The organism is Amycolatopsis samaneae, assembly GCF_039541975.1.
Taxonomy (GTDB): Bacteria; Actinomycetota; Actinomycetes; order Mycobacteriales; family Pseudonocardiaceae; genus Amycolatopsis; species Amycolatopsis samaneae.
Genome location: NZ_BAABHG010000004.1, coordinates 178,741 through 191,130, shown reverse-complemented (window position 1 = coordinate 191,130; position 12,390 = coordinate 178,741). Strand labels below are relative to the sequence as shown.

Annotated in this window: 7 protein-coding genes; 4 read left to right on the top strand and 3 right to left on the bottom strand. The window is 72.9% G+C overall.

The features are described 5' to 3' along the window. The first annotated feature begins 85 nt into the window (after positions 1-85). The gene (locus tag ABD987_RS11195) at positions 86-655 is read left to right on the top strand and encodes a helix-turn-helix transcriptional regulator (protein WP_378213952.1); all 570 of its coding nucleotides are present in this window, start codon (positions 86-88) and stop codon (positions 653-655) included. A gap of 20 nt (positions 656-675) precedes the next feature. On the opposite strand, the gene ABD987_RS11190 is transcribed toward ABD987_RS11195, so the two are convergent. Continuing rightward, complete coding sequence (locus ABD987_RS11190; protein ID WP_345390228.1) at positions 676-1,320, bottom strand: helix-turn-helix transcriptional regulator; 645 nt, start codon at positions 1,318-1,320, stop codon at positions 676-678. A gap of 101 nt (positions 1,321-1,421) precedes the next feature. On the opposite strand from ABD987_RS11190, the gene ABD987_RS11185 reads away from it, so the two are divergent. Together ABD987_RS11185 and ABD987_RS11180 are read left to right on the top strand one after the other, a co-directional pair. After that, positions 1,422-3,656, top strand: a complete 2,235-nt coding sequence (locus tag ABD987_RS11185; RefSeq protein ID WP_345390225.1) for a helix-turn-helix domain-containing protein — start codon at positions 1,422-1,424, stop codon at positions 3,654-3,656. A 166-nt stretch (positions 3,657-3,822) separates the two neighbouring features. Next, positions 3,823-4,461: a helix-turn-helix transcriptional regulator gene (locus ABD987_RS11180; protein WP_345390222.1), complete on the top strand. Its 639-nt coding sequence runs from the start codon at positions 3,823-3,825 to the stop codon at positions 4,459-4,461. Between the two features lie 138 nt (positions 4,462-4,599). On the opposite strand, the gene ABD987_RS11175 is transcribed toward ABD987_RS11180, so the two are convergent. Further along, positions 4,600-8,304, bottom strand: a complete 3,705-nt coding sequence (locus ABD987_RS11175; RefSeq protein WP_345390219.1) for an ATP-binding protein — start codon at positions 8,302-8,304, stop codon at positions 4,600-4,602. A 306-nt stretch (positions 8,305-8,610) separates the two neighbouring features. Further along, positions 8,611-9,471: a LysR family transcriptional regulator gene (locus tag ABD987_RS11170; protein WP_345390216.1), complete on the bottom strand. Its 861-nt coding sequence runs from the start codon at positions 9,469-9,471 to the stop codon at positions 8,611-8,613. A gap of 162 nt (positions 9,472-9,633) precedes the next feature. On the opposite strand from ABD987_RS11170, the gene ABD987_RS11165 reads away from it, so the two are divergent. Next, a complete protein-coding gene (locus ABD987_RS11165) occupies positions 9,634-12,345 on the top strand; it encodes a helix-turn-helix transcriptional regulator (protein WP_345390213.1) in 2,712 nt (903 codons plus the stop codon). The last annotated feature ends 45 nt before the right edge of the window (positions 12,346-12,390 follow it).

Sequence of the window (12,390 nt, the reverse complement as noted above, 5' to 3'; positions counted from 1 at the left end):
TCCCCACCTCGAACCGGAGACGGAGGAACACATGGAACGTGTTCGGGTGATGGTGTGTGCACTGGACCCCATCACGACGGCCGGGATGGTCAACTGCCTCGAGTCGCACACGGACATGAGCGTGGTCGGGAACCAGCGCCGCGACGAGGCCGACGTCGTCGTGGCGGCGTTCGAGCGCCTTTCGGCCGACGCGGTGGCCGCGCTGCGCGAGGTCGCGGCCGAGGTGGGCAAGCCGATCGTGCTGGTGGTCGGGCAGGTCAAGGAGAGCGAACTGCCGGTGGCGGTGGAATGCCGCGTGGTGGCCGTGCTCCCGCGCGCCGCGGTGACCGACGAACGGCTGCCCGACAGCGTCCGCGCCGCGGCCTCCGGCGGGGCGAACCTGCCCTCGAACCTGCTCGGCACGCTGGTCGAGCACACCGAGCGGTTGTACCGGGAGGTGCTCGCCCCCGGCGGGCTGACCGGCGCGAGCCTTTCGCCACGGGAGATCGACGTGCTGCGCCTGATGGCCGACGGCCTGGACACCAACGAGATCGCGGCCGAACTGTCCTATTCGGAGCGCACGGTGAAGAACATCATCTACGCCATCACCGACCGGCTGCGGCTGCGGAACCGGCCGCACGCGGTGGCGTACGCGATGCGGGCCGGGGTCATCTGAAACCGCTCATCTGAGCGTTTTCAGATGAGACCTTCACGGAGCGCGTGGGCGACGACATGGGTGCGGTTGCGCAGGCCGAAGCGGGTGAGCAGCCCGTGCAGGATGTTCTTCACGGTCCGCTCGGAGTACGCCACCTGCCGCGCGATCTCCGCGGTGTCGAGGCCGTCGGCGAGCAGCCGGAGCACGTCGGCCTCCCGGGGGGAGAGCCCGCTGAGCGTGAGCTCGCGCGGCGCCAGTATCTCCTCGTGCAGCCGCGAGAGCCCGCGCAGCAGCGCGCCGAGCTGGTCGGCGGGCAGATCGCCCCGGCCGGCGTGCGCGTCGGCGACCGCGCGCAGCAGCCGCTCGGGTGTCGCCTCGGCCCGGGGCACGAGGACCGCGAGGCCGTGCTCGACCGCGGTCCACAGTTCCGGTTGTTTCGGCTGGTCGGCGATCAGGACCAGCCGGGCGCGGGTGGCCGGGAGCCGGCGGAGATCGGCCCCGGCGATCGCGACCACGACGTCGGCCGCCGCCGGTTCGTCCTTCAGTTCGATGCCCGGCCTGCCACCGAGCACACCGCGCAGCCCGGCCCGGACGAGATGGTCCGCGGCGCACACCGCGACCCTGATCTGCCTGCGTTCCTGCGCCGGGATGGTGTGCCTGACCACCGGGGGCGTGGTTGTCGACATGGGGCTAGGTAACTCGTTCGGCCTAGGGGCGAACAAGGACGGCGAGGGGGCAGCTTTCCCCGATCGGAAACCTGCCGGTTGAATGGACGGCGGTGAATCCGGTGGACGAATCAGACGAAACGCGCTCGGTGTTCGGCAAGCTCCTGCTCGAACACCGGCGGGCGGCCGGCTGGACACAGGAGCGGCTGGCCAGTGCGTCCGGCCTCAGCGTCCGCGCCCTGCGTGAGCTGGAGCGGGGCCGCGCGCGGGCCGCCCAGCAGCGGTCCGCCGAGGTGCTCGCGGACGCGCTCGGCCTGACCGAGGGCGATCGCGAGTTCTTCCTGACCGTCGCCAGGAAGGGACGGCGCCGGAGTCCCTCGCGGATCGCGCAGGTCGCGGGTGCCTGCGCGCTGCCGACCCCGATCGCCGATCTGTGCGGCCGGGAACGCGAGCTGGCGTTGTTGTCCGGCGAGGTGGCCGGTGGCGGCGGGGTGGTCGCGGTCGTCGGGCAGGCGGGGGTCGGGAAGACCGCGCTCGCGGTGGCCGCGGCCGACCGGTTGCGCCCGGACTTCCCGGATGGCTGTTTCTCGGTCGACCTGCGCGGGATGGACGAGGAACCGCTGAGCGCGCGGGCCGCGCTGGACCGGCTGCTGCGCGCGCTCGACGTCGGCCCCGGCCAGGTGCCGGGCACCGAGGCGGAGCAGTCCGCGCTGCTGCGGATGCTGCTCGAGGGCAAGAAGGTGTTGCTGCTGCTGGACAACGCCTCCGACGAGGCGCAGGTCCGGCCGTTGCTCGCCACCGGTCCCGGCTGCCTGACCCTGATCACCTGCCGCCGCACGCTGGCCGGGCTGGTCGGCGCCCGCTGGGTCGGGCTGGACCCGCTGACCGACGGGGCCGCGACCGCGCTGCTCGCCGCGATCCTCGGCGAGGACCGGATCCGCGCCGAGCCCGCGGCGGCACGGGAACTCGTCGAGCTGTGCGGGAACCTGCCGCTCGCGGTGCGGATCGCGGGCAACCGGCTCGCCACCCGGCCGCGGTGGTCGCTCGCGCACCTGGTCGAGCTGCTGCGGGACGAGCACACCCGGCTGCGCGCGCTCTCGGCGGGCGACCTGCGGCTGCGCCCGGCGTTCGACCTGTCCTATCGCGGGGTGTCGGCCGGGGCGCGGCTGCTGTTCCGGCGGCTGGCCACCGTGCCCGGCGCGGACTTCGGCCTCGAACTCGCCGGGGTGGTGTCCGGGGCGGCCGCCGCCGACGTCCGCGAGCATCTCGACGAACTCGTCGACGCGAGCATGGTGCAGGCCACCGCCGAACCGGGGCGTTACCAGTTCCACGACCTGATCCGGCTCTTCGCCGGGGAACGGTTCGAGGCGGAGGAGGACGCGGGCGCGGCGGACACCGTGCTCGGCTACCTGCTCGACAAGGCGGCGCGGGCGGCGCGGCTGTTCTTCCCGGAGGTACTGGAGACCGGGCAGTTCGCCTCACGGGCCGAGGCCGCCCGGTGGCTCGACAGCGAAGGCGGTAACTGGGTGGCCGCCCAGCGCGTCGCGGCGCGGAAGGGCAGGCACGCCGAGGTCAGCGAACTCGCCTCGGCGATGCACTGGTACTCCGACGGCCGGAGCAACCAGCGCCCGTGGCGGGAGATCTTCTCGCTCGGCGCGGCGGCGGCGGAGGCGATCGGCGACGCGGCCACCGAGGCGAAGTTGCTCAACTTCGTCGGCTGGGCCTGTGAAGTCTGTTTCGCCGACCACGAAGCCGCGGTGAGGGCGCACCGTCGCGCACTGGACATCGCGATCCGGGTGGACGAACGCGTCGAGCAGGCGTGGGCGAACGCCTATCTGGTGTCCGCGCTGTTGTGCCTCGAACGGCCCGACGAAGCCTTCACCTACGCGGAGCAGGGCTGGGCGCTCGGCGGTGAGCTGTCGTTCTGGTCCGGGCAGTGCTCGATCCGCAACACCTACGCGCACGCGCTGCGGGCGGTCGGACGGCACACGGAGGCACTGGCCATCCACCGCGCCGTCCTCGCCGACGCCGAGCGGTACGCGGACGCGGCGAATCCCGAGATCCGCCGGATGCTGCGGGCGGTGACCCTGCGCGGCATCGGTGACGCGTTCGGGGAAATCCGCGACTGGCGGGCGGCCGCGGAGACCTACCGCACCGCCCGATGGCAGGCGTGGGAAGGCGGGTTCGACTCCGTGGAGGCGGACTGCGCGCTTCGTGAAGGCCGGGCCTGGCGAGCCGAAGGTGTCGCGGAAGAGGCCAGGGAGTGTCTCGTACTGGCCGTGGAGCTTTCCCGGGGACCGGCCGCGCGCGACCGGCGCGAACGGGCGCTCGCCGAACTGGCGCTCCTGTCGCGATAGAACCACCTGGTCAGGACGTCTTTTTCGGGTGACTGCTCAAATGAGCGGTCAAAAGTCGCGGCGATCTACCGAACCTTCATGGTGTGGCGGGCGTCTATAGGAGGAATGAAGACCACTCCGTCAGTCTGTATCCACAGCAGGGATCCAGCGAGTGTGAGGGACCGCCGTGAAACCCATCCGAGTTCTGATCCAGGCGCCCGACCCGGTCAAGCGCGCGGGCATCGCCGCGATGCTGCGCTCAGCCGAGCAGATCGACATCCTGACCGAAGGAGAACGGGCGAGCGCGGACGTGCTCGTCATCGCCGAGCACACCGTGGGGGCCGCCCAGCTGGACGGTGTCCGCCGGTTGCGCGCCACCAGTGCCACCGCACCCGGCCCGCGGTGTGTGGTGGTCACCGACCGGTTCGACGAACGGGACACCCTGTTCGCCGTGCAGTGCGGGGTGGTGAGCATCCTGCCCGGCGCGCACTGCACCGCCGGCCGGCTCGCCATGACCGTGGTCGGTGCGGTGAAAGGACATTCGATGCTGCCGCGCGGTCTGCAGTCGGCGTTGCTGCGGCAGCTCGACGGCCTTCGCCGCGACGTCCTCGAACCGAACGGGCTGACCCTGTCCGGGCTCGGCCTGCGTGAGCTGGACACGATCCGCCTGGTGGCGGACGGGTTCCGCACCGACGAGATCGCGACGAAGCTGTCCTGTTCGGAAGGGACGGTCAAGAACGTGTTGCGTGGTGCGATGCAGCGGCTCGGGCTCACCAACCGGACCCACGTGGTGGCCTACGCGATCCGGTCCGGGGCACTGGCCTGACCGTCCTTTCCGGACTTACCGGGTCCGGAAAGGACCTCTTTTCCCAGTAGCGGGGAGGAGCGTACGCACCATTTTCTCCGGGAGGAGAAAAAAGCGTGCGGCAAGTGCTCACCCAAAAAGTGCTCACCCAGGAAGTGCTCACCCGGAAAGCGCGTGCCGGGTACCGGCCCCCGGCCTGCCCAGCGCCCCGATCTCCGCGGCGACACGATCCCGCGAGGTGGTCCCGAGTTTGCCGAGCAACCGGGCGACGTGTGCCTGCACGGTACGGCGCGGCAGGTCGAGATGCTCGGCGATCGCGGGGTTGGAGTGCCCGGCGGCGACCAGCCGCGCGATGGAGATTTCCACCGGGGAAAGGGATTCCCAGCCACGAGGAGCGGGGACCCGTGGCGCGGCGGTGTCCCGGCGGATACCCAGTGCGGCCAGCCGGGCCGTGGCGCGTTCGAGATCCCAGTTCGCGGACAGGTCCGCGTACCGCGCGGAACTTTCCGCGAACGCGGTCCGCGCCGCCTCGGTGTCGCCGCGCCGGGCGAGCAGCACCGCGGCGTCCTCCAGCGCGGTGCCCAGTTCGACCACCCGGCCGACCCGGCGGTAGTGGTCGACGGCGGCCAGCACCGGCGCCGGGTCCTCGTCGACGAGACCGCGGCACCACTGCGCCGCGGCCGCCGCCCGCGCGGCGGGTCGTTCCTTCGCGGCTTCCTCCGCGCAGATCCGCATGGCCCGCTCGGCATGCTCGGTCGCGCCGAGGTCCACGGCGAGCCGGACGATCATCGGCAGCCACTGGTGCCGCAGCATCATCGGGGAGAATTCCGGCGTGAGCAACGGTTCGAGGATTTCGAGCGCCTCGGCCGGCCGGTCGCGCTGTTCGAGCGTCAGCGAATGCGCGACGAGCAGGAAGTCGATGCTCTCCCGCTCCGAACTGGTCGCCGCCGCGAACTCCTCGACGGCTTCGAGGTGCGCCGCCGCCTGGACCCGGTCGCCGCGCCGCGCCGCGATGTACGCCGCGACGCCGTGCAGCAGCAACGCCGCCGCCGGCGGTTCGCGCAGGCCGAGGAAGGTGATCGCGGGGCCGTCCTCGGTGACCGTGTCGAGTTCGACGAGCGCTTCGTTCCAGTGCCCGGTCCAGTAGTTGTGCACCGCGGCGGGGACCTGTAGTTCGTTGCCGAAGGCGTGGCTGATCGCGATCCGCCTGGCACGCCGCAGCGTTTCGTCGGCTTCGGGCAGCAGGTCCATGTTCTGCAACGTGAACAGCCGGTTGTCGAGCAGGTCGAGTTCGAGCTCGGCGAGGTCACCGCCGCGCCCGGCGACGTCGAGCGCGTTGTCGATGTGCTTGAGCGCGGTGTCGTGGTGCCGTCGTACCGAAGAGGTCAGCCACAGGGTCTGGAGTGCGTGCGCGGTGAGGTAGGCGTCGCCGTCCGCGGCTGCCAGCGCCTGGCGCGCGGCGTTCTCGGCCGCGTCGAGGTCGTCGAGCCCGCCGCGCCGGAAGTTGGCGAGCAGATGCCGGTGCCGCTGTCGCCAGATCTCCGGGACTTCCGGATCGTCGACGGCGTTCTCGACGGTGCGGACCGCGCCCTCGACGTCGCCGCGCCGATAGCGCATCGCGGCGAGCAGCTGGCGCATTTCCGCCGCGCGGTAGGGATCGGTGGCGATCGCGAGCGCGGTCCGCGCCTCCTCCTCCGGACGGCGTTCCAGCCGGAACAGCACCTTGACGAGGGCGTGGGCGAGGACCTCGCGCCGGGGATCGCGCAGCGGGCAGGCCTCCAGCGCGCGGCCGAGCAGTTCCGCGGCCAGCAGCGGCGCCCGGTTCGCGACCGTGGTGCCGTGGTCGACCAGCCATTGCAGCACCCAGGGGTCGGTCACCGGCGTCGCGGCGACCTGTTCGGCGACGCGGGTCACCGAGGCGCCCACTGTGGACAGTGCCTCGGCGGCCTGTCGGTGCAGCGCGGCCCGCGCGCCCGCCGGGATGCCGTCGTAGAAGGCCTGGCGCAGCAAGGGATGCCGGAACGCGAGGTGGGTGTCGGAGTCGACGATCACGGTGGCCGCGACGGACTCCTCGAACGCCGCGAACAGCTCCGTCGGCCGTTTCCCGGTCACCGCGGCGATGTCGGTGACGGTGAACTCCGTGCCGAGCAACGCCGCCCAGCGCAGGGCTTCCCGGGTCTCGGCCGAGAGCACGTCCAGGTTCCGGCGGATCGTGTCGATCAGGCCGCGCGGCGCGGTGTAGGTGCTGCTGTCGGCGAGATCGGTGATCCCGGACTCGGTGCGCAGCGCGTGCTCACGGATCAGGGTGCCGGTGAGTTCGGTGATGTAGAGCGGATTTCCGGTGGTGCGCTCGACCAGGTCCCGCAGTTCCGGGCCGGGTTCCGCGCCCAGCAGCCGTTTTTCCAGTTCCAGGGTTTGCTCGTCGGTGAGCGGGGCCAGGTCGGCGATCGTGCCGCCCCGGCTCTCCACCGCCTGGCGCAGCCGGACGAGCTGCGGGGTGCGCGGGATCGGGCGCGCCGCGGCGATCAGCAGCAGGGGCAGTTGCCGGGTCGCGGCGGTGAGCCGGTGCCACAGCAGGACGCTGGCCTCGTCGGCCCACTGCATGTCGTCGACCACCAGCACCAGCGGGCCCCGCGCGCACAACTCGTCGATCAGCGCCAGCAGCCGCCCGACCGTGGCGAGCGCCGGGTCGCGGTCCTCGCCGTCGCGCTGGTCGAACAGGCCGAACCGCGGCGCCGGGTCGCCGGTCTCCTTGTCGACACCGAGACAGCCCAGCATGACCTGTAACGGGATCCGGCCGGACAGCTCGTCGGCGATCGCCCAGCCGAGCTGGCAGCCGCGCTCCGGCGCGTCGGCCAGCGCGGTGACGAGCAGTTCCGACTTGCCGATCCCGAACCCGCCCTCGACCCAGGCCATCCCGCCCCGGCCGTCGCGGACGTCGTCGACGAGCCCGCGCAGCAGGGCCAGTTCCGCTTCCCGGCCGACGAAGGTGGCGTTCGCCGCGGCCTGCCGCCGCCGCGCGATCTGCGCGGGCAGGGCGAGCAGCGGTTCGTGCGTGGGCACCGGCGCGGGCGCGGGCTCGCTCCGGCGCGGTTCGAGACCGGGGTCCTGGGTCAGGATTCGGGAGTGCAGCTCGCGCAGGCCGGGGCCGGGCTCGACGCCGAGGTCCGCGCGCAGCCGTGCCCGCACGTCCCGGAAGACGTCGAGCGCCTTGGCGTGCTGCCCGTCGCGGTAGAGCGCGAGCATGAGCAGCTCGCTGAGCCGTTCGCGCAGCGGGTTTTCGTGCACCAGTGCGAGCAGGCCGGGCACGAGTTCGTTGTGGCCGTCCAGGTCGAGCAGGGCTTCGGCGCGCAGCTCGTGCGCGGTGACGCGCAGTTCGCCGAGGCGAGCGCGTTCCTGCTCGGCGAACGGGCCGGGCAGTCCGGACAGCGGTTCGCCGCGCCACAGCGCCAGCGCCTCGTCCAGGAGCCCGGTCGTGGCCTCCGGCGTGTCCTCGCCGCGTGCCTGCCGGATCAGCCGCTCGAACCGGGTGACGTCGACGTGGTCGCCGTCGACGTTCAGGGTGTACCCGGCGGGCGTGCTGGTGAGCAGTTCGCCCGCGGCCCAGCGGCCGCGCCGCGGTTCGAGCGCGCGCCGCAGCCCGGAGACGTAGGTGTGGATGTTGCCGGTCGCACTGGCGGGCGGCTCGGCGCCCCAGATCGCGGACAGCAGCTCGGCACGGGGCACCGGCCTGCCCGCGCGCTGGGCGAGCACGGCGAACACGGCGCGCTGCCGGGGCGGGCCGAGCGGGAGTTCGGCACCGGCCCGGTGCGCGGTCACCGGGCCGAGGAGGGCGACCCTGAGCTCGTCATCCTCTGCGGGCATCACTGGTCCGGGGTGTCGATGGCGGTGTCAACGATGTCTCCGTCCTGCCGAAGCAGCCGTCGGGACGCGAGCGGCATCGCGTCTCCGGGGGAGAAGTGTGCCGTCAGGCTACGACGACGGAAAGTCGGCCGGGTGGACAGGAACGGACAAGATGGGCCGGAGGGTGGCACACGGCCGGGGGAAACCGCTGGTCGGGGGAACGGCACGGGAAGGTTGTTGCCCGTTCGGGCCGGGATCGGGAACCGATCGGGCAACCGGGGTGGGGCATCGCGGCCCTGAATGTCCATTGTAGACGGGGCGCGGGGGTCAGGACAGCAGGTGACTCAGCAGGGCCCTGGCGGCGGGATTGGTCAGCTCCTGGCCCCGGCCCGCGAGGTGGATGGCCCGGCCGAGCGCCGGTTCGAAACGGGCGAACGGCAGGCCGGAGCGTTCGGCGACCGGCTGGGGGACGACGGTGACGCCGAGGCCGGCCGCGACGAGGTCGACCAGCAGCGGCATGTGGGTGGCCTCGCACACCCGGTTGTGCCGGATGTTCGCCTCGGCGAGCTCGCGGGCGATCATCTCCTGCAGGCCGCTGCCGCTGAACTCGACGAACGGCTCGTCGTCCAGCTCGGCGAGCCGGACGCGGCGCCGCCGGGCCAGCCGGTGGCCGGGATGGCACAGCAGTACCAGTGCCTGGCTCCACCGCGCGAACCCGTGCAGGCCCTCCGGCAGTGGCTCGTCGCCGGCCAGAAAGGACAGATCGAGTTCACCGTGGACGACCGCCGTCGCCAGCAGGGGGACGAGGCTTTCCCGCACGTGGATGCGGACGCCGGGGTAGCGCACCCGGAACTCGCCGAGCCGGGCGGGCAGGTCCACCACGGTCAGCGTCTGGATGGTGCCGATCGACACCCGGCCGCGGGCGAGCCCGGCCACCGCCGCGACCTCGCCCCGCGCCGCGACGACGTCGGCGACGATCCGGTGCGCCCGCGGCAGCAGCGCCTCGCCCGCCGCGGTCAGCGCCACCCGGCGGGTGGTGCGCTCGAACAGCGGTGTGCCCAGCTCGGCTTCGAGCTTGCGGACCGACGCGCTCAGCGCGGACTGGACGACGTGCACCTCCCGCGCGGCGGCGGTGAAGCTGCCGCACCGCGCCACGGCGAGGAAGTGCTCGACCTGCCTCAGCTCCATTGAGCGATGTTACTACTGAATGAACGGAGGGGAACGAACCACTTAGCTCAGTGGTCCGCCCGGGACCCGGGGCAAGTAGTTTGGGCACCCCTCACGCGCCGAAAGTCATCGATCCCCGCTCAGCGCGCGCTCCGGTGGCCGTGCGAACAGCATGATACGGGCGTGGACGCCGTACTCACCGCTCTCGCCTCGGGCCGGCCGCTCGTGCCGGTCACCGGTCCCGCCGGGATCGGGCGTACCACGACGCTGGGCAGGATCGGGGAAACGCTGTCCCGGCACGGCGCGCGGGTGTCGGCGATCCGCTTCACCCGCGACGGCGACGTCGTCCCGGTCCGGTTGCCCGGCGCCGAGCCGGGCCCGGCGCCGCTCGGCCCGGTGGCCGGCGCGCACCGGGAGCCGGAGATCGCGCGACGGGCCGCCGCCGCGGCGGCCACCGCGTTGCTGCGCGGGGGCCGGGAGGCCGTGCTGCTGGTCGACGACGCGCAGTGGATCGACGAGGACTCCCGCGCCGTGCTCGGCGCGCTGGCGCACCGGCTGTCCGGCACCGGCGCGGTGTGCGTCTGCGCGATCCGCACCCCGCTGCCCGCCGAACACCTCGGCTGGCTGCGTGACCTGCGTGGTGCCGGGCTGGTGTCCCCGGTCCGGCTGCGGCCGATGTCGGCGAGCGAGACCGGCCGGACCTTCGCGGCGGTGACGCGGGTCAGGCCCGACGCCGAACTGGTCGCCAGGATCGGTGAGCTGTCCCGGGGGATCCCGGCGGCGGTCCACGACGCGATCGACGTGCTGCGGCACAACGGGGCCGTGCGGCAGGCAGGCGACCGGGCCTACCTCGCGCCGCTGGCACGGCCGGTGGACTGCCCACCGGACAACGAGTTCCCCCGCTTCGCCCGCGGCCTGCACCCGAAGGCCGCCGCGGCGGCGACCGCGGCCTGTGTGCTCGCACCGCTCGGCGCGGCGGTGCCGCGGCTGGTCGCCGAGGCCCTCGAAACGAGCGAGCCCGAGGCCGTGGCGCTGCTGGACGACCTGCGCCGGGAGGGCGTCCTGCACCGGGGCCGCCACGGGCACTCGTGGCGCGTGCCGGTGCCGGTACTGGCCATCGCGCTCACCGCCGCCATGGGCCCCTTCGCCCGCAGACAGCTCGCCGCCAGGGCGGTCACCGCGGTGTGGGCGGGCGAGGCACACTGCGCGGATCGGGACTACTTCACCGATCTCGTGGCCGACGCCGGGCGGCTGATCGATCCCGATCTCGCCTTCGACACGCTGCTGGAGCGGGCGGCGGAGGTCGGTGACCGGCTGCCGTGGCGGGCCTCCCGCTGGCTCGGCGCGGCGATCGAGCTCGCGGAGACCCCGGCGCGGCGGGTGACGGCGCTGCTCGCGCACACCGAGATCTGCCACGCCCGCGGCTACCACGAGGGCAGTCTTCGCGGCGCCCAGGTGCTGCTGACCGGCTTCGCCGATCAGCTCGCGCCGGACGTGGCACAGGAACTCCAGGTGATCGCGGTGCGGGCGCTCAAGAGCACCGGGGACGACGAATTCCTCGGCAAGATCGCCGAATCCTGGCGCGGCTGGCGGGAGGACCCCAGCCAGCGCCCGGTGACCAGGGCACTGGCGCTGGGCATGCTGGACCGCTGGGGCGAGGTGCGTGCCGTGCTCGGGGAGAGCGGGGAGCGCTGGCGAACCGGGAGCGCCACGACCGTGCTGCACGGGTCGCTGCTCGAAGCGCACGCCGCGCTGTGGACCGGCCATGGTGACCTGGTCGAGAAGCTGTCCGAACGCGACTTTCCCGCGCCGGAGGGCGCCGGGCCGAGGGCCGTGCGCAGGCACCGCGCCGAGCTGGTGACCTCGCGGGCGGCGGCGCTGCTGGTCCTCGGCGACGCCGAGCGCGCGGGCGAGCTGCTGGCCGGTCAGGAGCCCGGCGGGACGCCGTTGTGCGACCGCGCTACGCTCGCCGCGATGCGGGGCGAGGCCGACCTCGCCGTCGATCTGGCCAGGCGGGCCAGGACGGGCGGGGCGCACCGCGGCTACCACATCGGGTACTCGGCGATGCAGCAGACGATCATCGCGATGCTGGTGGCGCAGGGAAAGCTGAGCGCGGCACGGGAAACGCTGACCGCCGCGCGGGAGGCGGGCCCTCGGCTGGGCCATCTGCTCGACATCGCCGACGCGCAGATCCAGCGGGCGCTCGGGGAAAGCGAGGCGGCGCGGGCGAAACTCCTCGACTGCGAGCGGACCGCGGCCGAGCGGGGCCTCGCCGTCGGCACCGACCTGTGCTGGGCCGAACTCGCCGACCTGGCGTTACAGGCGGGTGATCACGACGAGGCGAAGCGGTGCCTCGGCGCGATCGAGGACCTCGCCCGTACGATGCCGACCTCCCGCGTCAGACTGCACGCCGCGCTCGTCGGGTCTCTTGTGGACGGTGACCCCGCGCGCGCGGAGGAGTGTCTCGACCTGGCGCGACGGCGCGGGCAGCCCTTCGAAATCGCCACGGTGTCGGAAAAACTGGTCCGGCACGGGGCCGCCGATCCCGGGCTGCTGAGCGCGGCGTACGAACACCTCGACGCGATCGACGCCCTGCTATACCGTTCGTGGCTGCGCAATCTCATGCGGGAGCACGCGATCGTCGTACCCGGCCGCACGCGCACGGCCGCCGAAAGCGAGCACCTGCTGGCCGTCCTCGTCGCCGACGGACTCACCAACAGGCAACTCGCGATGGCCCTGCGCGTCAGTGAGAAGAGTGTGGAGAACCGGCTCAGCCGATTGTTCGCGCGGACCGGCTACCGGTCCCGGATCGAGCTGTCGGCCGCGATGCGGGAGGGCGGCGCGCTGTCGGTGACCTGGTCAGCCGCGGATAGAGATCGCGTAGAGAAGGCATGAAGTGAGTGTCGGGATGCTTGGTCCACGGAACGCCCCGGTCCGCTG